Source organism: Noviherbaspirillum autotrophicum (assembly GCF_000818395.1).
Lineage (GTDB): Bacteria > Pseudomonadota > Gammaproteobacteria > Burkholderiales > Burkholderiaceae_D > Noviherbaspirillum > Noviherbaspirillum autotrophicum.
Genome location: NZ_JWJG01000028.1, coordinates 3,378,721 through 3,399,425, shown reverse-complemented (window position 1 = coordinate 3,399,425; position 20,705 = coordinate 3,378,721). Strand labels below are relative to the sequence as shown.

Here is a 20,705-nt window from a genome sequence, read left to right as displayed (position 1 = left end):
TGTTGATCATCCTGCTTCGCAGCAAGACGATACGCCTTCCGCGCCCAGTGCGGCAGAAACCGCCTCCAGGCAGCCCACGTCGCAGACCGAGGATAACCGCATGCAAAACACCGTTCATTTCGTGCTGCAAGGCAAAGGCGGCGTCGGCAAGACGCTGGTTTCAACTATCCTTGCACAATGGGTCAAAGCCAAGGCGCCCGACGCGCTGCGCTGCTATGACACGGACCAGGAAAACACGACGTTTTCGCGCTACAAGGCATTGAACGTCAAGCATATTGCGGTGATGACCGAGGCCCGCACCATCGAGCCGAAGCGCTTCGATGCGCTGATGATGGATATCCTGGAAGCGGATGGCAATTGCGTGGTCGACAACGGCGCCAACACCTTTTCGCCGCTGATGGCTTACCTGATCGACAATGCCTGCTTCGATCTGCTGCGCGAATCCGGCCGGCGCGTGTTCATCCATTCGATAGTCGGCGGCGGCGATACCCTGCATGACACGGCATCCGGTTTTGCCACCACCGCGCAAAAAACCAATGCCCCGATCATCCTGTGGGAAAACGAACACTTCGGCCTGCTGCAGACGCCGTCGGGCCGCCTGTTCACCGAATCGCAAACCTATACGGACCACGCCGACAAGGTCAGGGGCCACGTCAAGCTGTCCGAGCGCAGCTCCGAAACCTTTGGCGCCGATCTCAAGAAAATGAATACCGCGCGCTTGACGCTCGATGAAGTACTGCAATCGGACAAATTCAACGTGATGGAAAAGCAGCGCGTCAAGCTCATCTTCCGCGACATCTTCGAACAGCTCGACGGCATCGCATGGTGAGTGCGCGGACGTAAAAAAAGCCGCATGTCTGTTACATGCGGCTTTTTCAAGGGCCAATGACGCCCTAGACGCTTACTTGTAGATGCCACACGCAAAATACACGTCGTCGACACGTTCGACATAAGTGCTCTTCGCCTCGATCGCCTTGGTCACCGGATTGGGCCACTTGTAATCGACCCAGCCCTTGCCCTCTTTCGAGGTCGCGATTTCGATAATCCGCTTCGCGAAAGGAAAGCCTTCCGCATCTTTCAGCATGCCCATGTCCTTGCCGACCATCTTCGGATTGGCGCCGTGCGCGCTCAGCGGCATGCCTTCCTTCGCGGTGCTGCCGAACACATACAGGTCCTTGAACTTGAAATCGGGGTTTTGCGCATTGATGGCGGCGAATGTCTTTTCCTTGCCATTGGCCTTGTAATAAGCGATCACTTTCTTGACCAGCGCGGTCGCTTCTTCAGCCGAACCCTTGTCGGAAGCGGCCATGGCGGGGGCCACGGCGATGAACGCTGCAGCGGCAAAAATCAGGCGATTGAGCAAGTGTTTCATGTAGTCTCCGTAAAATCTGAATCCCCGAATGATTCCGGGTCAACCGATTGTACCTTTGACCAGCTGAAGCGTCATTGCCCATAAGCAATAAAATAGAAGGCAGGCAGTGGCCTGTCGCTTCCCTGCCGCAAATCCTGTTTATTTGATAACTGAAGATGAATCTCAGCCTGATTGTCACCAAGACCGTAAGTGCCCTGTTGCTGCCCCCGCTCAACCTGATCCTGCTGTGCACGATTGGATTGCTGCTGCACACTCGTCGGCCGCGCCTAGGCCGCGCTATAAGCGCCTTCGCGCTGGTTACCCTGGCAGTCATCAGTACGCCCGCCGGCGCGCTGTTATTGGTGGCACCGCTCGAACACCGCAGCTCCTCTTTGATGTCGGCACAACACGCCGGCGCGCAGGCGATCGTCGTGCTCGGCGGTGGCCGCATCAGGAATGCGCCGGAATATGGCGGTCGTGACACCCCGAAGCCCATTCCTCTCGTGCGGCTGCGCTACGCCGCGCAGCTGTACCGCGAAACGGGGCTGCCGGTGCTGGTGTCGGGCGGGGCACCGGATGGCGCAGCCGAATCGGAAGCGGCCATCATGGCACGCAGCCTGCGCGAGGATTTCAGCGTGCCAGTGCGCTGGGTCGAGGGCGGCTCCGACGATACGCGGCAAAATGCTGTGCTCTCGGCAGCCATCCTGCAAGCAGCAGGCGTGCAACGGATTCTGCTGGTGACGGATGCCATGCACATGCCGCGTGCGCAAACGCTGTTCACACAAACCGGCCTCGATGTGGTCGCCGCTCCCGCTTCGCTACGCAGCCACAGCCCGCTGCAGGCGACCGACTTCCTGCCCAGCGACGAGGGGATATCCCGCGCCCACTACGCATTGCACGAGTGGATCGGCCTTGCATGGAATGCGATCAGGCCGCGCTAGCTTACTCCTCGTCAGGCGCGCCGCGCGAATGATCTCAATGGTGGCGGTGCTGCTTCTTGCCGCCACCTGCCCCCTCGTGCGAATTCGCCTTCAGGTGGCTCATCGTATCGTGGCTGCTCTTCTTGCTGCGGCCGGCCTGGCCATCGAACGACTTGACCTCAGCCTCGGTCTTTTCGCCTGCCTTGCTCTGGTTATCCGGAGTATGCTTCACATTCACCATGATCTGCCTCGGTTGTCCGATAATGGAATACCCGGAGTAGACATCGCCGCGCCGCGAAAGATTCCACTCGCACTCGCGCACAACCACGCACTACGGGTAGTTAACATAGGACCGGTGAACCTGCCCTGCCTGCGATAAGGCGGGCTTTTATACCGGCGCATCTTTTTCGATTGGGCTTCATGCAGCCTGCCAACAGTATCGCCTACCGCCGATCGCCGACAAGTACCGCTATCGTCTTCATCGTCTGCGCCCTGGCCGCAGCAGTGCTCATCTGGTTTACCGAAACCAGCCGCATCGAGCAGGAACGCAGCCGCGTCTCGAACCTGGCGGGCGAATATGCCCTCGCGCTGCAGATGAACATCGAAAATGCCTTGTCCGCCACCTATGCCTTGGCGACCATGATCGAACTGAATCATGGCAACAGGCGTGATTTCGCCACCACCGCCGCCGCATTGCGCTCCTTTTATCCCGGCATTGCAGCGCTGGAACTGGCGCCGGGCGGCGTGGTCAGCGACATTTCCCCCTTGGCTGGAAATGAAAAAGCGCTCGGCCACAACTTGCTGACCGATCCGGAGCGCGACAAGGAAGCCTTCCTGGCGCGCGAAACCGGCAAGCTCACCCTGGCCGGCCCGTTCAACCTGGTGCAAGGCGGACAAGGCGCAGCAGGCCGCCTGCCGGTGTATTTGCGCGATGAAAAAGGCCAGCGCCGGTTCTGGGGCTTCGTTATCGTCTTGATCCATTTTCCCGGCTTGCTTGGCCCTGCGCGCCTGCCGGCACTGGTGGAACGCGGATACGACTACGCGCTCTGGCGCGTTCATCCCGATACCGGGCGCAGGCAGATGATTGTGTCGTCGTCTAGCACTCCGCTGATCGACCCGGTGAACCGCGCAGTGCAAGTGCCGAATGCCAGCTGGACCCTGAGCGTCGCACCGTGCGGCGGCTGGATCAGTCCCGCCATGCTGGCGATGAAGGCGGCGATCGCACTCTTCATTGCCCTGCTCGCCACCGCCTCCTGGCGCACCCTCGTTGCGAAATAAGCGATAGCAAAGCAGCGTTGTCACTGGGATTTCGCTGCTTCCGACACGCATAGCCGGCGCAGTCAAGGGCGCGATAGTTCACTCCGGTGCTTCCACCAGGGTCGATGAAGCACCGAACACCCAGGAAACGGCAATACCAGCGGACAGGGTACTGTGCCGCTGCAGCAGCGGGCTGTCGCTGAAAACGGCACCGGACAGATTGTCGTAGCGCAGGAACGTGCCCACCCAGTAGCGTGAAAACCGTTTCGACAACGATATAGTCACTTGTGTGCCAGCATAACCGCCCGGCGCGGCGTAAGCGGGTCGACCAGTAATCGCTTCGTCCTGTGCGACGGAATAGAAGTAACCGTTGTAGCGGCGCGTGGCGAAAATCGGCCCGCCCGATAAACCGCCCTTCCAGCCTACCATGCCAGCCGGGTCGCGCGCATTCAAGCTCAGGTTAGGCGAGAACAGCCAGCCGATGATCGTGGGTGAGGATTGCAGCGTGATTGCGGCGCGCGCCGGCAGGCGCAAATCGAGTTTCTTCTTGGTGTCGTCCGAATGCCACAGATTGAAATCCAGCGTCGGCCCGACTTCGACCGTCGGCTTCAGGTCAGCCATGCCGCGCCGCAACGGATTGTCCTTGCTATTGGCGGGAAGCGTGCCATTCAGGCTTAGATTGACTTCCAGTACATCGTTATAGAACAGCGCGGCGCGTACGCCGTTGCGGTCGGCCTTGAGGACTTTCCCGCGATAGATCAGGTACGGTACCGGCAGCACATAATTGCTGCGCACATCGGAGCCGCGGTAATCGGGCACGCTGATTACACCCAGCCCGGCACCGACTTCCCATAACGGCAGCGGTGCCGCGTTACACGAGAATGCAAGCACGCCCGGCAGAAGCAGTGCTGCAGCTTGACACATCTTTTTCATTCACGCCTTGTCATTTTTTCAGTTGCAAAGAACTGCGCGCTTTGCGATTGTCCAAAAACAAAGGCCCGATACCAGTACAGGTATCGGGCCGGTCATCGCGCCCAGCGACGAGATTGTATGCGCGGGAGCCGACGACAATCAACATCGCGGCTCTTCGTGATCATGCGTCAACGGGTTGTTCCTCAACATGATCTCTGCCCTTTGTCAGGGGCCATCAGCTTTCACCGAATCCGCTCCCGCAGATGCAACTACACACTGACTTGGATTTATTTTAGTCGCCTATACTGGAATCGCAAGCCCATCCGGCTGCAGAAAGGAACAACATGTCATTGCATCTGTCCATCGTTCCACTGACATCGCTTATCGCTGGCATCCTGATCCTGATCATGCCGCGGCTGCTCAACTACATCGTTGCGCTGTACCTGATCGTGATCGGCTTGATTGGCTTGTTTGGCATGGGGAACATACGCTTTCATTAAGCTGCGCCCCAAAAGAAAAAAGCCATCCCGTTGTGCAGGATGGCTTGTGCGGCTTTCGGCCTGGCGCGGCGCTCCGCCGCGATCAATTGCCGAGAAGCTTTTCCTTCAGCGAACTGTCGGCCGGCTTGTCGCCCAGCCAGATCTTGAAATACGCGTTCGCGAATGCAAGGCCGGTCATCGGCTCGCCGAGCTTCTTGTCGTTCACATACACTTGCAAGCCGACGTCCGGGATGTAATCGGTGACGATGACCGAACCCTTGTCCAGGTCGGAGATCGACGCAAAGACCTCGCCCATTTTGACCGTCTGATCGACGAATTTCGATTTTTCAGCCTTGTCGGAATTCTTGTTCAGGCCGTCCATGAAGGCTTGCCCCAATTCTTCATTGTTGACCTTGCGCAGCAGGACCAGTTTCATACGGCGCGGCCCCGTCATTGCCAGGACATCGGCAGGAGTATTTTTCTTTTCCGTCAGATACATGCCGATGGCATACACCTTGACGAGACCAGCCCAGGCGCGCGTGCCGGCGCCGTTCAGCTTGAGTTCCTTGCCGCCGACCTTGACGGCGTCTTCGAACTTGACGCCGGCCACTTCCGCTGCCGACGCTCCCTGGCAAAAACCGGCCACAAGGCCACCCACAATCAACAACTGCTTGATACGCATACCGAATTTCATCTTGCCTCCCATTAGTCTATTTAGTGAATTCGCTGAATCGACGTCTGACCCGTCTTCCTGCAAATTTTTTTGTCACAACTGTGCCGAACGAACTACCTTAAAACTCTTCCCATTCGTCGCTGCTGGCCGCCTTGGCGCGCACTTGTTGCAGTGCGCCGGACGCCGATTCAGCAATTCGAACCGCAGCCGGTTTTGCCGTTGCGGATGGCACGGATTGCTCCGGTAACGGCCGGGTGGCCGCATGCTGGCCACCGACCTTGAACACGCTGACCAGGCGCGCCAGCGTGGCTGCCTGATCCTGCATGGATTCCGCCGCAGCGGCCGCCTCTTCCACCAGAGCGGCGTTTTGCTGCGTCACGCCATCCATCTGGTTGATGGCCATGTTGATCTGCTCGATACCCAGGCTCTGCTCCTGGCTGGCGGCGGTGATCTCGCCCATGATGTCAGTCACGCGCTTGACGCTGTTGACGACCTCATCCATCGTGATGCCCGCCTGTCCGACCAGCTTGCTGCCGACCTCGACCTTTTCCACCGAGTCGCCGATCAGGGTCTTGATCTCCTTGGCGGCGGACGCCGAGCGCTGCGCCAGATTGCGCACTTCGGCGGCAACCACCGCAAATCCGCGGCCCTGCTCGCCGGCGCGTGCAGCTTCCACGGCGGCATTGAGCGCGAGGATATTGGTCTGGAACGCGATGCCGTCGATGACACCGATAATGTCGACAATCTTCTTGGACGAAGCGTTGATCGAACCCATCGTGTCGATCACCTGCGACACCACGTCACCGCCCTTGACCGCCACTTCCGATGCGGAAGCGGCCAGCTGATTGGCCTGGCGCGCGTTGTCGGCGTTCTGGCGCACCGTGTCGGTCAGCGACGACATCGAGGTCGCCGTTTCCTGCAGCGAGCTAGCCTGGTCCTGCGTATGGGCGGACAGTTCGGCATTGCCGCTGGCAATCTCGCTCGATGCCATCGCAATGTTGTCGGTGCCGCCGCGCACTTCGCCGACAATCCGCGCCAGGCTTTCATTCATGTCCTTGAGCGCCTGCATCAGCTCGCCGGTCTCGTCCTGGGTCTTGATCTGAATGTCGCTGGTCAGGTCGCCATCAGCCACGCGCTTGGCGACGTCGACTGCTTCATTGAGCGGGCGGGTAATGCTGCGGGTAGCGAGAAAGCCGACTAGTACCGAGATGGCGCTGGCGACGACTGCCAGCGCCATGATCAGGAGTTCGGTGCGCTTGGCCGCTTCCGATGATTCGGCGCCGGAGGATTCCATCTCGCTATTCTGGTACTTGATGAAGCCGTCGATCTGCTCGAAGTACTTGGCTTGGAGGGGCCGGATCGAAAACATCAGTTTCACCATCGCCTCGTCCTTCTTGTCGTCGTTGACGAGGGCGACGAATTTGGTCTGTGCCGGCACGAACTTGTCCCGCAGCTCGGTGATGGCCTTGACGTACTCCACGCCTTTGGGCGTGGTGATGATCTTGCTTAAGGTGGCGATCGACTCGTCGATGCTCTTGTTCTTTTGCTCGATGTTGGCGAGTTCTTTTTTCATCTGGCCCGGATCGGTCATGACCAGTACGTTGAGCATGTTGCGCGTGGTTTCACTGACATCGGCCTTGATGCCGTTGGCCAGCACGGTCTTCGGATAGCGATCCTTGACCATGAAATTCATTTCGCTGTTGAGGCTCATGATGCGGAAATACGCCAGCCCCGCCAGCATGATCAACAAGGCGATGACTATGCCAAAACCGAGGGCAAGCCGTTGTCCAATACGGATCTTTTTAATATTCATTAATTCGTCTCCCACCCAAACGGTACTGTTAGCACGCGAGCATAAAACTCTGAAAAAATCAGCAACGCTTTTGCAACCAAGTGTACCAATTAACACATAGTATTGCAGTGTTGCAATTTGTGACAATCTCTTTGTTTCATTTGTGGGTAAACCACTCTAATCGTAAGAAAAACGACAGACATTCCCACAAATAGAAAAATGACGATCTGGCGATCGATCGGGATGCCGGCTACGACTGCCAAGGCAGCCGTAGCGGATAATGAAATGAAAATACTGGAATGGCCGTGTTGCGGCGCAGCGAATCCGCTGATCAGCGCGCCGCGCCGTCGATTGGGTTGCCGTGCAACTCCGCTATTGCCGTCATGGAGTCCGGCCCCTTGAGAAGCATGCTTGTCCGCCTAGACAGGAAGCGCATGCCCGCCACGGGCAGTTCCCGCACAAAATCCCGCAAGGTCGGCAAGTCGAAGGCAACGGCGCGCAACAACCTGCCGCGCCAGCCGACATCGCCGACGAGCTGTCGCCATGCGGCCGGACGAAGCAGCGGATGGCGAGTATTGGCGGCGCCCGACGTCAGGCACAGCACGCCATTGGTGCGCGGCGCCTGCACAATGCTTTCCGCTACAAAGTTCAGGCCGCACCAGACCGACGCGGTCAAGGTGGCCCAGAAGCGCGGATTGGATTCGATCAGATAGACCTTGCCGCTGGCGGCATCGATGCGCGCATCGACGTGCATGACGCCGTGGTAGGCGCCGGCATGGCACAGCTTTGCAGTCAGGGCCTCCAGTTCGGCATGCGATACGAAGACGATTTCCGAGGGCGCGCTTTGCTGGACCGCATAGGCGCACAGCCGCCCGCCGATGGCCAAAAAGCTGACGTCGATATCCTTGCCGTCGATGTAGCGTTGCACGATCAGCGGACCGTAGTCGTAGCCGTCATCATGCAAGATGGCAGTCTCGAAATGGGCCTTGCTGCGAATGATCTGGACGCCGGTCGAACCAGCCTGGTTGAGCGGCTTGACCACGAACGGCACGCCGAATTCCGCCGCGATGGCATCGTAATCAAGGGCCGACTTCGCGCTGACGAAACGCGTGTCAGGCACCGGCAAGCCATGCCGGGTGCAGAATTGGTAAAACAGCCATTTATTGTCGAACATGTCGAGCGTGGCCAGGTCCGGGATCGGCGTCACACGCAGCGGCAATTGGCTGCGCACCCGGTTGACGAGCCGGATGGCATCGCAATCGGCAGGGATTAGCACCACGTGCGGCGTGCGCTTGACGATGGCATGGACGGTTTGCACAAAACGTCCGTCGTCGCTTCCCTGCATATCCATGGTGAATTGCCGTTTGCATAGCGACGACCAGCGCAATACCGCAGTCGCTTCCGATCCGATTACGACGCATTTGGCATCGGTAAAACTGCGCAGCGCCAGCAGCACTGCGGATACGACGCGCTTGCATTTCCCCACCACGATAAAGTTGATCATCTCTATCCGCCTGTCTTTGTTTATGAATGTCAAACAACCTTTCCGGGCATGGAACTAATGTACGCCGCAGCCGTTTTGCCGCGTTGAGCGCACGCAAGGTGCACAGCGTCATGTAACTGGAAGTGAAGGACAAATTTTTCCGGAAAGAAGAATGATCGCCCTTGCACAGGCTAGCGTGCATGAAAGACATGCCGACGCAGCGCGGCAACGCGCGGAGATGGGTGGGAAATGGCTGCTTTCTTTGCAGACTGAATAGTGTCTAATGGATTACCATTTGGATATAAATAAATCCATACCAAAAGTTAACCTGCGCATGTCACTTTTGGCCCGCGACGAGCGCTCGGCGCTGCGGCAGACAGCGCAACGAGGGAGACGTCATGGCTGCACATAGCTTCGGAATCTATCCCCGCAACGACCCTGAACAGGAGCTGCGGCTCAAGCGCTTTTTCCTTGGGATTGCCGCCTATCTCATGAATTCCGTATTCGTGCTGGTGTGCTGGCGCATGGGGTATTTCAGCACGACTATCGTGACGCGTTACGCGGCGCTGATGGTGACACTCAACCTGATGTTCTATTGCATCATTCGCAGCGGACTGAACAAGCGCCTGGCCGACCCCAGCCTGACCTTTCCGCAGATGGCGGCGGCCACGCTAGTGGTGTTCAACCTGATGTATTTTTCAGGCGACGCACGCAATACTTACCTGGTGCTGCTGCTGTCGATGCTGCTGTTCGGCCTGTTTCGCTTCAAGACCCGCGACTTCGCCTATCTCGCGTTGTTCATCCTGTGCGGCTACACGGTGCTGATCGCACTGCTGCTGCGCCAGCGTCCCGACGACGTGGTGCTGAAGGTCGAGATCCTGCAATGGATGGCGCTGCTGGTGACGCTGGCCCAGTTCACTTTTTTGGCCGGCTACATCGGCCGCCTGCGGCACAAGGTGCATGTCAACAATCAGGAGTTAGCCAAGCGCAATATGGAACTGGAAGTGGCTCTGCAACGCATCAGCGACATGGCTATCCGCGACGAACTCACCGGCGTCTACAACCGGCGCTACCTGATGGAACGGATTGCAGAAGAAGCGCAGCGCTGCCTGCGTAATGGCTCAGTCTTCTGCATCTGCATGGTCGACATCGACCTGTTCAAGCAAATCAACGATACCTATGGCCATCCGGCCGGCGACGCAGTATTGCGCAGCGTCGCCGCAACGGTGGCGGGAAGCATGCGCCAGACCGACTTCTTCGGTCGCATCGGCGGCGAGGAATTCGTCATGGTGCTGACCGACACCTTGAGCGAAGGCGCACTGATCACAGCGGAACGGACGAGGAAAAAAGTGGAACGGCTGACCTTTCCCGATATCGGCGCCGAACTGCGGGTCACCATTTCGATCGGTATCGCCGAGCATGTGCGCCGGACTGAGCCGGCGGCCACCTTCAAGAAGGCCGACGATGCGCTGTACCGCGCCAAGGAAAGCGGCCGCAATCGCTGCGTGGTCGAGCAAGCCGGCCACCAGCACGACAGTCTCAGTGCCTGAGGATGGGCAAGCGCTGGCTGCCGGCGGCGGCGAAATCGCCTTGCCGCGTGCGCACCACCCTTATCCGCCCCTCGCCTGGCACATCGACGACGATTTCCTGGCGCAGGCTCAGCTCGCTGGCCAGGCGCAGGTGCCCGTGCAGCACGCGATAACCATTGCCATCCCGAATGATCAATATATCTGGGCTCATCTCAGTTCCCCCGCTCCATCAGTCGATGCGAGATCGTCATGCTACGGTGGTGAGATGACAGCATGATGACGGCAATGCGGCGCACAAAAGTAGCGCCCAAATGACGTTTTCGTGACCGCCTTCAATACGCCTATGCCGGTCCTTGCCATGCTATGCAGACCCCGTCCGTCACTGCACCGACAAGGAGCTTCCCATGATACGACCCTGCCTGCACGCCATCCTTGCAATCGTTGCCGCCTGCGCCGCCGCGCCGGCCCTTGCCGACAGCGGCGCGACACCGGCGCGAAACGCGGAAGGCGGCACTACCGTGTATCGCCAGGTGATGCCGGACGGCCGTATCGTCTACTCCGACAAGGTCCTCAAGGGCGGAAAGCTCGACGAGACGATCACGGTCGAGCCGCCGGTCAAGGGTAATCCGTGGACCACGGAATCGCGCAACAAGCCGGCCATTCCTCCGCAAGTCAAGCCGACGCCGATCAACCGGGTGAATTCGGTTCCGGCGACGGGTCGCCAAAAGACTCTCGAAGAAGCGACGTCGGATGTGATCCGTGCGGAAATGCTGGTGGAAGATGCACGCAAGCGGCGCCAAGCCGGCATCGAGCCCTTGCCGGGTGAACGCACCGGCAATGTCGGCGGCGGCTCGCGACTGAACGAGGCTTACTGGGCACGCCAGCAATCGCTGGAAAAGGAAGTCGCGCAGGCGGAGGCCGCACTCAGGCAAGCCACCGCGCAGCGCGACACCTTGCGCAGCGCCCGCTGAAGCGTCCGCCTATAATCGCTGATCGTCTACGTTGAGGAGAAACCATGGCCATTTCGATGTATACCGCATCCGTTCCCGTCATCCGGCAAATGCTTCACAGCCTGATCGAAATCCTGCACAAGGCGGAAAGCCATGCCAGCGAAAAAAAGATCGACCCCGATGCGCTGCTGGGCGCGCGCCTGTTCCCAGACATGTTTCCGCTGACCCGGCAAGTCCAGATCGCATCCGATTTTGCCAAGGGTATCGCGGCGCGGCTGGCCGGCGTCGAGGTGCCGTCGCATGAAGATACGGAGCAGAGTTTTTCCGAACTGCGCGAACGCATCGCCAAGACGCTCGCCTTTGTCGACAGCCTGACGCCGGAGCAGATCGACGGCAGCGAGGAACGCGACATCGTCGTGTTCGCCGGCACGGCGCGGGAAAAACAGTTTTCCGGAATGACGTATCTCTTGCACTATGGAATGCCGCAGCTTTTTTTCCACGTCACCACCGCCTACGCGATCCTGCGCCACAATGGCGTGAATATTGGCAAGCGCGACTTCGTCGGCACGTTTTAGGGCGACATTGCCAGTTCCCGCGCATGCCGGATTATTCTGCCTGCACTGAATGAAGGAACTTTTCCTGTGTGCGCAGTCGGATGGAAAAGGAGGACGTCATGGAACAGCAGACCAGGCATCCGTTGCGCGACAAGCATGAACATACGCAGTCGCCCCGGCAAGAAACACCGCAAGACATAACGCAAGACACAACCGCCGTCGACGGCACGCTGAGGACGCACCCGATCGACGGCAGCCAGTATCTCGACGTGGTCGAGGAACAGGAGTACGCGGACCGGCGCCCTTCGGCGGAAGAACAAAAGCCGCGCTTTTCATACCTGCACAACGAGGAGCCGGAGGAACCGGACGAGGACGCGCCGCCCGGTTAAGCGGCGCTGCCGGCGCCTATGTTATCAAGCCAGCCGCTTGCCGAAGAATCCGTATTGCAGGCTGCCCGCGATACGGTCGGCGACCAGCATGGCTTCCTGCGCTGCCTCCGGTGCCCAGAGCCGGTTGACCGTGTCCTTGAACAGCGCGAGCCAGCGAACGAAGTGCTCCTTGGTAATGCCGGGCAGCGCCATGTGCTTGCCGTACACGTTGCCTTGAAAACTGCCGCTGCCGAGCAGCACCGTGGACCAGAATGCATACATACGCGGCATGTGCGCATCCCATTGTCCGTGCAATGCGTGCTCGAACACCGGCCCCAGCACCTCATCCTTGCGCACTTCTGCATAAAAGCTGTCGACCATGACCTTGATCGATGCTTCGCTTACCGCATTCCCGTTTTCCATTTGCTTCTCGCTTGTTGCTGCCAGGGATGACCTAGCCCTTCTGACTATTCGGCGATTATGAATAGTTGAATGATCCAAATCAAGCGTGAAGCCCCCACTGCAACGTTGCATTTGCCGCAAGCAAGGAAAGATTCCGCAGCATGCAGCCTGCGTTTTACCGACTCACGGTCATGCCCGCTGCTTGTTGTCTTGTCGCGTTGTTTTTACAGTGCGTCGATGCGGGCCGATGACCGCGCGCCTTCCAGCTTCCAGTACATGAAGGCGGCCGACATGCCGAAGATCAAATGCCCGATCAGGTTCGGCCAGCCGCGCAGGTCGATAAACCAGGGAAAGGCGCGGGCCATCGCGTAAAAATTGAGCAGGTACAGCAACAGCCCGAATACCGCGCCAACGGCGACTGCCATGCCCAAGCTGGAATCGAAACGAAACGGTGCCATCACCGCTGCCAGGATCAGGCCGAACACGATGCCCAGCACGTAATGGGTGACCAAGGCCACGCCGACGACGGCAATGCTGAAGTCGTGCGTGCGCGCCACCTCCGGCCCCATCACGATGGCAGCGATCTTGTGCGGAATGGTCCACGGAGTGGCCCCCATCAGGTTGGTCGTCCAGAGCAGTTCCAGCACCATCAGGACTGCGCCGGCGACGAATCCGGCGGCAACCGCTGCCGTCCAGTCCGGCGCACGCGCATCCCAGCGGTGCGAACGCATGTGTAGTTCCATGTCGGTCTCCAGCAATGCAAACTCGAAGACGCCGCCACCGGAGTCGGCGGCGACCCCGGCCCTTGGCGCCGGACAGCGTTACGGAAATGCCGGAATGCGCGGGTCTTCGCCGCTGAAGCGCATTTCGGGATGGCGCTCCTCCAGCACTTTTTCAATTTCCTTGATGCGACTCGCCGGGATGTCCGCGATCATCAGCACCTTGCCTTTTTCAATTTCGGGGTAGAAGGCTTTCAGGCGCGTGTTGGGCAAGGCGGCCGCGACCATGCTGGCAGCCCATCCGCCAAAGATCAGGCCCAGCAGCGTCGTGCCCACCACCACCGCCGACGGCGACGCGAGGTCGACATTCATAGCCAGCAAGGCCCCGAGGGCCAGGCCCAGCGCGGCACCGATCAGCATGCCGTTGCCGGCCCCATGCACCACATCGGTTCGATGAAGGATGTTGGCTTCGGGCAGGTCGGACGGAAGCGGCGCGCCCAGGCTGAGGAAATGGACATATCGCTGCTCTATCCTGCTCAGCAACAAATCATCCAGCGTGCGACGCGCGCATTCAATATCGGGAAGCAGGTAATAAAGTCGGTGTCTCATGACGGGCTCCTCTCGCTGCAGAAACCGGCGTTGCATCGCCGGCTTTCAGTATAGGCAGCGCCATCCGACATGCAATCCGCATATCAATCAAATTGCCACATCCGGCCCCGGCTCGCGGAAGGCGGCGGCGCTCGCGGCGGTATCGGTGTATTCCCGGAAGCTGGTGATTTTTCCGCTCTGAACGGAAAACACATGCGCCCAGTCGCTTTCAAAACGCCGGTCGGTCGACTTGACGCTCCATACGGCGTGCCCCAAGGCCACCACCTTGTCATCCTGCGCGATAAATTGTTGCGGGTCGAATTGCAGCGGATGCATGTTTTCATCCAGCAGCTTGAAGAATTCCGTTACCTGGTCTTTGCCGCGGCGCTGGCCGGAAAACGGCACTTGTTCGATCTTGTCCAGCGTCCACGCGATGTCGTCGGCGAACAGCTGAAGCAGTCCCGGAATGTCGCCCTTCTTGAAGGCGTCATAGCCTTGCCTGACCAGTTGCACGTTCTCCTGCTCGTTCATGATCGCCTCCTGTCGTTGTGCCGCCGCGTGGGCCTCCCGATCGGTTCAACATAGGACACCAGGCATGGCAACGCTTGCGCAATCTCAAATACGGAGGTGGAGCGCGCTATCATGCAGCGGTGCATTACCCGCTATGTAGCGGCTGAAGACAGACCTTTCCAATCTCCTGTTTTCCAGTGCAACACTTACGTTAAAGTATGCTTTCCCGGCCAGTCGGCCTCCCCCTTTTTCCGGTTGCGATCCATCATGCAAAAATGCCTTTCCAGCTTCGTTCTCGCCCTCCTGATCGCCGCGTCCGCCGGTGCCGGCGAACCGGCGGCATTGCCTGCGCACCGGAATAACGTGCTGGGCATGCGGCTGGTACTGGTGCCAGCCGGCGAATTCCTGATGGGAAGCGATGAAACACCCGAGGCGCTGGCAAAGGATTATCCGCAGTACGAGCGCCGGCGCTTCGTCGAGCTGTCCGATGAAGCGCCGGTGCACCGGGTGCGCATCACGCATCCGTTTTATCTCGGCCAATACGAGGTAACGGTCGGCCAGTTCAAGAAATTCCTGGCACTGTCAGGCTATGTGCCGCAGTCGGTGGCCGACGGCACTGGCGGCTATGGCTACAACCCGGATTACGATCCGCGCTCCTCGCCGCGCGGCGATGCCTTCGACGGCCGCCATCCGAAGTATTCCTGGCGCAATCCGGGATTTCCTCAAGACGACAACCATCCGGTCGTCAACATCACCTGGAATGATGCCGTGGCCATGGCGGAGTGGCTGAGCAAGCGGGAAGGCGTGCGCTACCGCCTGCCGACCGAAGCGGAATGGGAATACGCGGCCCGCGCCGGCAGCCGTACACGCTATTGCAGCGGCGACGCTCCGCAGTCGCTCCTGAAAGTCGCCAACACCTTCGATGCCGATACGCAAAAGAAATGGCCGCAGTGGACACAGTTTGCCCTGGCCGGACACGACGGCTTTGCCTTCACCGCGCCGGTCGGCAGCTTCGCGCCGAATGCCTTCGGCCTGTATGACATGCACGGCAATGCATGGGAATGGGTGGCGGACTGGTACGACGAACACTATTACGCCGGTTCGCCGCTCGACGATCCGCAAGGCCCGGCCGATGGCAGCGTGCGCGTGCGGCGCGGCGGTTCGTGGCATACCTGGGCACTGTATGCGCGCGCGTCGTATCGCAACTGGAACAATCCCGATACGCGCTACACGCTGGTCGGCATGCGGCTGTTGCGCGAAGCGGAGTAGCAACCATAGCCGGCATGCATCGACCTTAATCGCCGTCTATCCGCGCATCGGAATCTATCGGTGCAAATGCCATCCAATCAGGCATCCGATTACGAGGTGCCTGATGAAAACAAAAGCCGCCATCGCATGGAAAGCCGGCGCGCCGCTGGAAGTGGCCGACGTGGAGCTGGAGGGACCGCGCGCGGGCGAGGTGCTGGTCGAGGTCAAGGCCACCGGCATTTGCCATACTGATTACTACACGCTGTCCGGCACCGATCCGGAAGGAATCTTTCCGTCGATACTGGGACATGAAGGCGCCGGCATCGTGCTCGAAACCGGGCCGCAGGTGAGCTCGTTACGGCCCGGGGACCATGTCATACCGCTGTACACACCGGAATGCCGTCAGTGCAAGTTCTGTCTTTCGCGCAAAACCAACTTGTGCCAGGCAATTCGCGCCACCCAGGGTCGCGGTGTGATGCCGGACGGTACCAGCCGCTTTTCCCTGGACGGCAAGCCCTTGTTCCATTACATGGGCACGTCGACCTTTTCCAACCACATCGTGGTGCCGGAAATCGCGCTGGCGAAGATCCGCCCCGACGCGCCCTTCGACAAGGTGTGCTACATCGGTTGCGGCGTGACCACCGGCGTCGGCGCCGTGCTGTTTACGGCTAAGGTCGAAGCCGGGGCCAACGTGGCGATCTTCGGACTGGGCGGCATCGGGCTGAACGTGGCACAGGCCGCGCGCATGGTCGGCGCCGACAAGATCATCGGCATCGACCTCAATCCGGCGCGCGAGGATATCGCACGCCGCTTCGGCGTGACGCATTTCATTAACCCGCAGCAGGACGGCAACGTGGTCGATGCCATCGTCCAGCTGACCGACGGCGGTGTCGATTACAGCTTCGAATGCATCGGCAACACCATCACCATGCGCCAGGCGCTGGAGTGCTGCCACAAGGGATGGGGCGTGTCGGTCATCATCGGCGTAGCCGGCGCCGGCGAGGAAATCCGCACCCGGCCGTTCCAGCTGGTCACCGGCCGCATGTGGAAGGGCAGCGCGTTCGGCGGCGCGCGCGGGCGCACCGATGTGCCGAAGATCGTCGACTGGTATATGCAAGGCAAGCTCGATATCGACTCGCTGATCACGCACCGCCTGTCGCTCGATCAGATCAATGACGGCTTCGACCTGATGAAGCGCGGCGAATCGATCCGCTCCGTTGTTCTCTACTGAAGGGAGAGTGATGCTGGAGGTTCTACGCGAACATCGCGCATTCGGCGGCGTGCAGGCGTTCTACCGGCACGATTCGGAAAAGATCGGGCTGCCGATGCAGTTTTCGGTATTCCATCCGCCGGGCGAAAAAAGCCAGATGGTGCCGGTGCTGTTCTACCTGGCCGGACTCACCTGCAACGAAGAGACGTTCATGATCAAGGCCGGCGCGCAGCGGCTCGCTACGCAATACGGCATCATGCTGGTGGCGCCTGACACCAGTCCGCGCAACACCGGCGTCGCCGGTGCCGACGGCGACTGGCAGCTCGGCCACGGCGCCGGCTTCTATCTGGATGCAACCGAGCCGCCATGGAGTGCGCATTTCAAGATGGAATCGTATGTCGCTATCGAGCTGCGCGACCTGATCCTGCGGGAATTCAATGCCGACGAGCAGAAGGTCGGCATCTTCGGCCATTCGATGGGCGGGCACGGCGCGCTGCTGCTGGCGCTGCGCCACCCGGACCGCTTTCGCTCGGTGTCGGCGTTCGCGCCGATCTCGTCGCCGATGCGCTGCCCGTGGGGGCACAAGGCGTTTTCGAACTACCTCGGCGACCGCATGCAGGCATGGCAGGAGCATGACGCGAGCGAGCTGATGAAAAAGCGCAACACGCCTTTCCCCGAAGGGATTCTGATCGACCAGGGACTGGGCGACGAATTCCTGAAAGACCAGCTGCTGCCGCTGGCATTCGAACAAGCCTGCCTGCAAGCCAACCAGCCGCTCACGCTGCGCCTGCACGAGGGCTACGACCACAGCTACTATTTCATCGCCAGTTTCATCGAAGACCATCTGGCGTTTCACAGGAAGATACTAGGCGGGTAAAATGCGGCGGCAGCGCGATTTCCGTTTTTCCGTTGCCCTTCCATGACCCTGACCACACCCGCCCTGCTGTTCCCGGCCATTTCACTGCTGCTGCTGGCCTATACCAACCGCTTCATCGTCCTCACGCAACTGATCCGGCACCTGCACAGCCAGAATCAGGAAAACCTGACCGATGCCGTGATCGGCCAGATCGCCAACCTGCGCACGCGGGTCACGCTGATCCGCCGCATGCAGGCGATGGGCGTATCGAGCTTTCTGCTGTGCGCGCTGTCGATGTTCCTGGTTTTCATCGAGGTGATCCCGCTCGCGCAATACGTGTTCGGCCTCAGCCTGCTATTCCTGGTCGTATCCCTGCTGTTCTCGCTGTACGAAATCATGATCAGCACCCGGGCGATCGAGATCGAGCTGGGCGAGATCGAGAGGAACTGGAAGAAATTCCGTTGAGGCGATGCGCCTTTGCCACCCTCAGGTGATCCCCTCGTAGAGCTTGGCCAGCTCTTCATGGAAATGATTGATCGCATCCGACATCTCCTGCGTGAACTTGTCGAATGCGGATTGGCTGGGAGCCCGGTGTTCCTGCATGATCGGATTGCGTATGCGCGACAGCAAGCTGATCATCCGCGACAGTTCCGCCTGTGCCTGCGTGGCACGCATCAAGCTCAAGCGAGCGCGCGCCGTATTCACGCTTTCCAACGCAGAAAACAAATCCTTGTCGATCTCCTGCAGGCTTTCAATCAGGGGCTGGGGCAGCAGGAATTCATCGTCGGTGCTTCTTTTTCTCAGGATTCCGGCCAGCCTGTTGCGGAAGTTCAGATAGCAGTTGATGAAGTGCTCGCATTTTTCAGCCACCATCTCGATGGTCTTGATCTTGTGCGCGCGCACTTCCTTGTCTTTTTCATTGAGATGGTTCGATTTGTTGGTCTTGTAGGACGCGAACGCGGAAATCGCGGCGCCCAACCCGATTTTTACGGCGGAATCGATCACATCCATCATCGTCAACGGCATGCCCACCTCACCTGACGCAGAGAAAGCCGACACCCCGCCGGCTTCATGCTCATCGAGCACAATGTGCTGTCTGACGCCGGCGGCAGCGCAAAGTTTTGCGCGCCATCTCCATCTTCGCAGGCAATGTTCCGCTTCTCATGACTGCATGCCTTCCAGCATCTGGCGCCGATTGCGACAGGCGTGCGATGAAACGTGTCAGGGCTTGATGAAGTGCTGGAGTATGTTGTGCGTGATCGTTTTCACCTCGGCCGTCTCGCGATTGCCGTGCGCGCCGTCGTTGTACGCATCCAGTCCCCAGTTCCAGTTCATCGAGCCGCTGCCGAACACGCCCGCCCCGCTGGGCGCGGTGTAGTAGGTGGTGTGTGCCCGGCAGTCACCGGCCGAGCATCCCGAATACGGCGACGAGGCCAGCAGCACAATGCCAGGCGGGGAGGATGGCGCGATGCTGTCGACTTCATAGCCGAGCATGCCCTTGAGCACGGAGCCGGGCCGCAACGCGGTTCCGGCGCAGATCCATTGCGGGCAGTCGGCCATCACCATGTCGCCGTCGAGCGAGTTGTACTCGTACATGACGCCCACCAGCGACGCTTCCGGGCGGTTGATCGGCGCCTCGCGCCACAGGTAGGTCGACTGCGCCGGATCGGTCTTGTACATCGGGTCTTTGGCGAAGGTGTCGTACTTGTACGCGACCATGGTGCGGTAAGGCTGGCCGTTGCTGCCGTTTTCCAGGCGCACCTGCCAGTAGCCGGTATTGGCGCCGAAAAAGCCGAGATTCACGCCGTGGTCGCGCGCCGCCTCCATCGCGTCGCGCATGCTCCTGGTCCAGTACTCGTCATGGCCGACCGACAGGAAGGCGCGATGCCTGAGCAGGTCGGCGGGTGCGCGGTGGGTGTCGATGTTGGTCGAGTACGAAACGTCGTATCCGGCGCGCTCCAGGAAGCGCGCCATGTTGATTTCCCAGGTCAGGAATTCGCCGGCCCCCTTGCCCGCGTAGGGCCGCTGCGGATTGCGGTAGGGGCGGTTGAAGGACAGCTTGTAGGCTTGCTTGCCGTCGATGCCGTCCACGCCGTACAGGCTGTAGCCGCCCCAGTTGTTGTAGGCGGCATAGGTGGTGACGCTCGACTGGAACAGCAGTGCGGAATGGCTGGCGTCGTCGCGCACGACAAAGATGATGTAGCTTTGCTTGCCGCCCGATGCCGTCAGTTTTGCCAGGTAAAAGCCGCTGGCCCAGTCGGTCGGGTCGTCCGCATTGGCGGGCACATGGAGCACGTAGGGATCGGTCCAGTCGCACTCGACCAGCTTGTTTTCGGCGTCGAAGCTCGGTTCCGGCTGGCGCACGCCGGTGCGCCGGATGGGGCCTGCGACAAGGCGCGCTCCCTTGCCGCCGTACCAGCCGATACGGTAGATCGAGATCGTATACTCCGGGTCGACCGTGTTGACGTACAGCCTAATCGATTCGCCGCGATTGACGCTGGTGGCCGAAGCATATCCCTCGATCTCATGATTGCTGGCGTAGTTGCGGCCGGCGATCTCCCACTGGTCGGTGACGCCGTCGTTCGCCGTCTTGGCATTTTCGCGCTGGATGACGCTGTGCGTATCGCCGGCCGGCGGGGGCGTGTTGCCGCCTGGCGTTTCCGTTCCGCCGTTGTTCGGATCGGAAGGCGGGGGTGGGGGCGTGCCGGAGCCCGGAGAAGCCGGCCCTTCCGGATCCTTGGGAATGGTTGGCGAACCGGGTTGCGCGGGCGGGCCGGAATCGGCGGGCACGGTGTGCGAACCGGAGCTCGCACTGGGGTTGGAGGTGCCGCCTCCGCCGCAGGCCGCCAGAATCAGGAACAGGATCAAGGAAAAGAATCTGCTGCATGCGCTGCGCGACATAGG

General features: G+C 60.0%; 25 protein-coding genes. 12 read left to right on the top strand and 13 right to left on the bottom strand.

Annotated features, from left to right (window positions below):
- Positions 1-100 precede the first annotated feature (100 nt).
- Positions 101-829 (top strand): P-loop NTPase family protein, encoded by a 729-nt coding sequence (locus tag TSA66_RS17030; RefSeq protein WP_040042700.1) that lies wholly within the window; start codon positions 101-103, stop codon positions 827-829.
- A gap of 72 nt (positions 830-901) precedes the next feature.
- On the opposite strand, the gene TSA66_RS17025 is transcribed toward TSA66_RS17030, so the two are convergent.
- On the bottom strand, positions 902-1,372 hold the full coding sequence (locus TSA66_RS17025) for a cache domain-containing protein (RefSeq protein ID WP_040040797.1): 471 nt from the start codon (positions 1,370-1,372) through the stop codon (positions 902-904).
- 155 nt (positions 1,373-1,527) lie between these two features.
- Between TSA66_RS17025 and TSA66_RS17020 the strand changes: the two genes are divergently transcribed.
- Positions 1,528-2,292 (top strand): YdcF family protein, encoded by a 765-nt coding sequence (locus TSA66_RS17020; RefSeq protein ID WP_040040796.1) that lies wholly within the window; start codon positions 1,528-1,530, stop codon positions 2,290-2,292.
- 34 nt (positions 2,293-2,326) lie between these two features.
- On the opposite strand, the gene TSA66_RS17015 is transcribed toward TSA66_RS17020, so the two are convergent.
- Positions 2,327-2,512, bottom strand: a complete 186-nt coding sequence (locus TSA66_RS17015) for a hypothetical protein (RefSeq protein WP_040040795.1) — start codon at positions 2,510-2,512, stop codon at positions 2,327-2,329.
- A 179-nt stretch (positions 2,513-2,691) separates the two neighbouring features.
- Here TSA66_RS17015 and TSA66_RS17010 point away from each other — a divergent pair, with 179 nt between their 5' ends.
- Positions 2,692-3,549 (top strand): CHASE domain-containing protein, encoded by an 858-nt coding sequence (locus TSA66_RS17010; protein WP_040042699.1) that lies wholly within the window; start codon positions 2,692-2,694, stop codon positions 3,547-3,549.
- Between the two features lie 78 nt (positions 3,550-3,627).
- On the opposite strand, the gene TSA66_RS17005 is transcribed toward TSA66_RS17010, so the two are convergent.
- Complete coding sequence (locus TSA66_RS17005) at positions 3,628-4,461, bottom strand: MipA/OmpV family protein (RefSeq protein WP_040040794.1); 834 nt, start codon at positions 4,459-4,461, stop codon at positions 3,628-3,630.
- 323 nt (positions 4,462-4,784) lie between these two features.
- On the opposite strand from TSA66_RS17005, the gene TSA66_RS26335 reads away from it, so the two are divergent.
- Positions 4,785-4,940, top strand: a complete 156-nt coding sequence (locus tag TSA66_RS26335; protein ID WP_084199673.1) for a DUF3096 domain-containing protein — start codon at positions 4,785-4,787, stop codon at positions 4,938-4,940.
- A gap of 82 nt (positions 4,941-5,022) precedes the next feature.
- On the opposite strand, the gene TSA66_RS17000 is transcribed toward TSA66_RS26335, so the two are convergent.
- The 3 genes from TSA66_RS17000 to TSA66_RS25705 all read right to left on the bottom strand — a co-directional run bounded on the left by TSA66_RS17000 (position 5,023) and on the right by TSA66_RS25705 (position 8,888).
- Entirely contained in the window at positions 5,023-5,613 is a 591-nt protein-coding gene (locus TSA66_RS17000; RefSeq protein ID WP_040042698.1) for a chalcone isomerase family protein, read from the bottom strand.
- A 97-nt stretch (positions 5,614-5,710) separates the two neighbouring features.
- Positions 5,711-7,405: a methyl-accepting chemotaxis protein gene (locus tag TSA66_RS16995; protein WP_040040793.1), complete on the bottom strand. Its 1,695-nt coding sequence runs from the start codon at positions 7,403-7,405 to the stop codon at positions 5,711-5,713.
- A gap of 310 nt (positions 7,406-7,715) precedes the next feature.
- Positions 7,716-8,888: an ATP-grasp domain-containing protein gene (locus TSA66_RS25705; protein ID WP_052452392.1), complete on the bottom strand. Its 1,173-nt coding sequence runs from the start codon at positions 8,886-8,888 to the stop codon at positions 7,716-7,718.
- Positions 8,889-9,265: 377 nt separating this feature from the next.
- On the opposite strand from TSA66_RS25705, the gene TSA66_RS25700 reads away from it, so the two are divergent.
- On the top strand, positions 9,266-10,417 hold the full coding sequence (locus TSA66_RS25700) for a GGDEF domain-containing protein (RefSeq protein WP_052452391.1): 1,152 nt from the start codon (positions 9,266-9,268) through the stop codon (positions 10,415-10,417).
- Here TSA66_RS25700 and TSA66_RS16980 read toward each other — a convergent pair.
- Positions 10,407-10,607, bottom strand: coding sequence for a hypothetical protein (locus TSA66_RS16980; RefSeq protein ID WP_040040792.1), 201 nt, complete (start codon positions 10,605-10,607; stop codon positions 10,407-10,409). The genes TSA66_RS25700 and TSA66_RS16980 overlap by 11 nt on opposite strands.
- 193 nt (positions 10,608-10,800) lie before the next feature.
- Between TSA66_RS16980 and TSA66_RS16975 the strand changes: the two genes are divergently transcribed.
- The 3 genes from TSA66_RS16975 to TSA66_RS16965 all read left to right on the top strand — a co-directional run bounded on the left by TSA66_RS16975 (position 10,801) and on the right by TSA66_RS16965 (position 12,289).
- Positions 10,801-11,367 carry a hypothetical protein gene (locus tag TSA66_RS16975; protein ID WP_040040791.1) on the top strand — a complete coding sequence of 189 codons (567 nt, stop codon included), beginning with the start codon at positions 10,801-10,803 and terminating at the stop codon, positions 11,365-11,367.
- 44 nt (positions 11,368-11,411) lie between these two features.
- Positions 11,412-11,921, top strand: coding sequence for a DUF1993 domain-containing protein (locus TSA66_RS16970; protein ID WP_040040790.1), 510 nt, complete (start codon positions 11,412-11,414; stop codon positions 11,919-11,921).
- Positions 11,922-12,019: 98 nt separating this feature from the next.
- Positions 12,020-12,289, top strand: a complete 270-nt coding sequence (locus TSA66_RS16965) for a hypothetical protein (RefSeq protein WP_157691719.1) — start codon at positions 12,020-12,022, stop codon at positions 12,287-12,289.
- Positions 12,290-12,313: 24 nt separating this feature from the next.
- On the opposite strand, the gene TSA66_RS16960 is transcribed toward TSA66_RS16965, so the two are convergent.
- The 4 genes from TSA66_RS16960 to TSA66_RS16945 all read right to left on the bottom strand — a co-directional run bounded on the left by TSA66_RS16960 (position 12,314) and on the right by TSA66_RS16945 (position 14,508).
- Entirely contained in the window at positions 12,314-12,691 is a 378-nt protein-coding gene (locus tag TSA66_RS16960; protein ID WP_040040788.1) for a group III truncated hemoglobin, read from the bottom strand.
- A gap of 203 nt (positions 12,692-12,894) precedes the next feature.
- On the bottom strand, positions 12,895-13,413 hold the full coding sequence (locus TSA66_RS16955) for a membrane protein (protein ID WP_040040787.1): 519 nt from the start codon (positions 13,411-13,413) through the stop codon (positions 12,895-12,897).
- 78 nt (positions 13,414-13,491) lie between these two features.
- Positions 13,492-13,998, bottom strand: a complete 507-nt coding sequence (locus TSA66_RS16950; RefSeq protein ID WP_040040786.1) for a hypothetical protein — start codon at positions 13,996-13,998, stop codon at positions 13,492-13,494.
- An 87-nt stretch (positions 13,999-14,085) separates the two neighbouring features.
- Positions 14,086-14,508, bottom strand: coding sequence for a nuclear transport factor 2 family protein (locus TSA66_RS16945; RefSeq protein ID WP_040040785.1), 423 nt, complete (start codon positions 14,506-14,508; stop codon positions 14,086-14,088).
- 246 nt (positions 14,509-14,754) lie between these two features.
- On the opposite strand from TSA66_RS16945, the gene TSA66_RS16940 reads away from it, so the two are divergent.
- The 4 genes from TSA66_RS16940 to TSA66_RS16925 all read left to right on the top strand — a co-directional run bounded on the left by TSA66_RS16940 (position 14,755) and on the right by TSA66_RS16925 (position 18,266).
- Positions 14,755-15,756: a formylglycine-generating enzyme family protein gene (locus TSA66_RS16940; protein WP_040040784.1), complete on the top strand. Its 1,002-nt coding sequence runs from the start codon at positions 14,755-14,757 to the stop codon at positions 15,754-15,756.
- A 103-nt stretch (positions 15,757-15,859) separates the two neighbouring features.
- On the top strand, positions 15,860-16,966 hold the full coding sequence (locus tag TSA66_RS16935) for an S-(hydroxymethyl)glutathione dehydrogenase/class III alcohol dehydrogenase (RefSeq protein ID WP_040040783.1): 1,107 nt from the start codon (positions 15,860-15,862) through the stop codon (positions 16,964-16,966).
- A 10-nt stretch (positions 16,967-16,976) separates the two neighbouring features.
- Complete coding sequence (fghA, locus tag TSA66_RS16930) at positions 16,977-17,822, top strand: S-formylglutathione hydrolase (protein WP_040040782.1); 846 nt, start codon at positions 16,977-16,979, stop codon at positions 17,820-17,822.
- A 42-nt stretch (positions 17,823-17,864) separates the two neighbouring features.
- A complete protein-coding gene (locus tag TSA66_RS16925; protein WP_040040781.1) occupies positions 17,865-18,266 on the top strand; it encodes a DUF2721 domain-containing protein in 402 nt (133 codons plus the stop codon).
- Positions 18,267-18,287: 21 nt separating this feature from the next.
- Here TSA66_RS16925 and TSA66_RS16920 read toward each other — a convergent pair whose 3' ends face one another.
- Together TSA66_RS16920 and TSA66_RS16915 are read right to left on the bottom strand one after the other, a co-directional pair.
- Complete coding sequence (locus TSA66_RS16920) at positions 18,288-18,827, bottom strand: hypothetical protein (protein WP_040040780.1); 540 nt, start codon at positions 18,825-18,827, stop codon at positions 18,288-18,290.
- A gap of 195 nt (positions 18,828-19,022) precedes the next feature.
- Positions 19,023-20,702 carry a N,N-dimethylformamidase beta subunit family domain-containing protein gene (locus tag TSA66_RS16915; RefSeq protein ID WP_052452390.1) on the bottom strand — a complete coding sequence of 560 codons (1,680 nt, stop codon included), beginning with the start codon at positions 20,700-20,702 and terminating at the stop codon, positions 19,023-19,025.
- Positions 20,703-20,705: the final 3 nt, after the last annotated feature.

Excerpts from the sequence above, each read along its gene's own strand:
- TSA66_RS17030 (WP_040042700.1), top strand. The coding sequence starts at position 101 with ATGCAAAACACCGTTCATTTCGTGCTGCAAGGCAAAGGCGGCGTCGGC.
- TSA66_RS17025 (WP_040040797.1), bottom strand. The coding sequence starts at position 1,372 with ATGAAACACTTGCTCAATCGCCTGATTTTTGCCGCTGCAGCGTTCATC.
- TSA66_RS17020 (WP_040040796.1), top strand. The coding sequence starts at position 1,528 with ATGAATCTCAGCCTGATTGTCACCAAGACCGTAAGTGCCCTGTTGCTG.
- TSA66_RS17015 (WP_040040795.1), bottom strand. The coding sequence starts at position 2,512 with ATGGTGAATGTGAAGCATACTCCGGATAACCAGAGCAAGGCAGGCGAA.
- TSA66_RS17010 (WP_040042699.1), top strand. The coding sequence starts at position 2,692 with ATGCAGCCTGCCAACAGTATCGCCTACCGCCGATCGCCGACAAGTACC.
- TSA66_RS17005 (WP_040040794.1), bottom strand. The coding sequence starts at position 4,461 with ATGAAAAAGATGTGTCAAGCTGCAGCACTGCTTCTGCCGGGCGTGCTT.
- TSA66_RS26335 (WP_084199673.1), top strand. The coding sequence starts at position 4,785 with ATGTCATTGCATCTGTCCATCGTTCCACTGACATCGCTTATCGCTGGC.
- TSA66_RS17000 (WP_040042698.1), bottom strand. The coding sequence starts at position 5,613 with ATGAAATTCGGTATGCGTATCAAGCAGTTGTTGATTGTGGGTGGCCTT.
- TSA66_RS16995 (WP_040040793.1), bottom strand. The coding sequence starts at position 7,405 with ATGAATATTAAAAAGATCCGTATTGGACAACGGCTTGCCCTCGGTTTT.
- TSA66_RS25705 (WP_052452392.1), bottom strand. The coding sequence starts at position 8,888 with ATGATCAACTTTATCGTGGTGGGGAAATGCAAGCGCGTCGTATCCGCA.
- TSA66_RS25700 (WP_052452391.1), top strand. The coding sequence starts at position 9,266 with ATGGCTGCACATAGCTTCGGAATCTATCCCCGCAACGACCCTGAACAG.
- TSA66_RS16980 (WP_040040792.1), bottom strand. The coding sequence starts at position 10,607 with ATGAGCCCAGATATATTGATCATTCGGGATGGCAATGGTTATCGCGTG.
- TSA66_RS16975 (WP_040040791.1), top strand. The coding sequence starts at position 10,801 with ATGATACGACCCTGCCTGCACGCCATCCTTGCAATCGTTGCCGCCTGC.
- TSA66_RS16970 (WP_040040790.1), top strand. The coding sequence starts at position 11,412 with ATGGCCATTTCGATGTATACCGCATCCGTTCCCGTCATCCGGCAAATG.
- TSA66_RS16965 (WP_157691719.1), top strand. The coding sequence starts at position 12,020 with ATGGAACAGCAGACCAGGCATCCGTTGCGCGACAAGCATGAACATACG.
- TSA66_RS16960 (WP_040040788.1), bottom strand. The coding sequence starts at position 12,691 with ATGGAAAACGGGAATGCGGTAAGCGAAGCATCGATCAAGGTCATGGTC.
- TSA66_RS16955 (WP_040040787.1), bottom strand. The coding sequence starts at position 13,413 with ATGGAACTACACATGCGTTCGCACCGCTGGGATGCGCGTGCGCCGGAC.
- TSA66_RS16950 (WP_040040786.1), bottom strand. The coding sequence starts at position 13,998 with ATGAGACACCGACTTTATTACCTGCTTCCCGATATTGAATGCGCGCGT.
- TSA66_RS16945 (WP_040040785.1), bottom strand. The coding sequence starts at position 14,508 with ATGAACGAGCAGGAGAACGTGCAACTGGTCAGGCAAGGCTATGACGCC.
- TSA66_RS16940 (WP_040040784.1), top strand. The coding sequence starts at position 14,755 with ATGCAAAAATGCCTTTCCAGCTTCGTTCTCGCCCTCCTGATCGCCGCG.
- TSA66_RS16935 (WP_040040783.1), top strand. The coding sequence starts at position 15,860 with ATGAAAACAAAAGCCGCCATCGCATGGAAAGCCGGCGCGCCGCTGGAA.
- fghA (WP_040040782.1), top strand. The coding sequence starts at position 16,977 with ATGCTGGAGGTTCTACGCGAACATCGCGCATTCGGCGGCGTGCAGGCG.
- TSA66_RS16925 (WP_040040781.1), top strand. The coding sequence starts at position 17,865 with ATGACCCTGACCACACCCGCCCTGCTGTTCCCGGCCATTTCACTGCTG.
- TSA66_RS16920 (WP_040040780.1), bottom strand. The coding sequence starts at position 18,827 with ATGCCGTTGACGATGATGGATGTGATCGATTCCGCCGTAAAAATCGGG.
- TSA66_RS16915 (WP_052452390.1), bottom strand. The coding sequence starts at position 20,702 with ATGTCGCGCAGCGCATGCAGCAGATTCTTTTCCTTGATCCTGTTCCTG.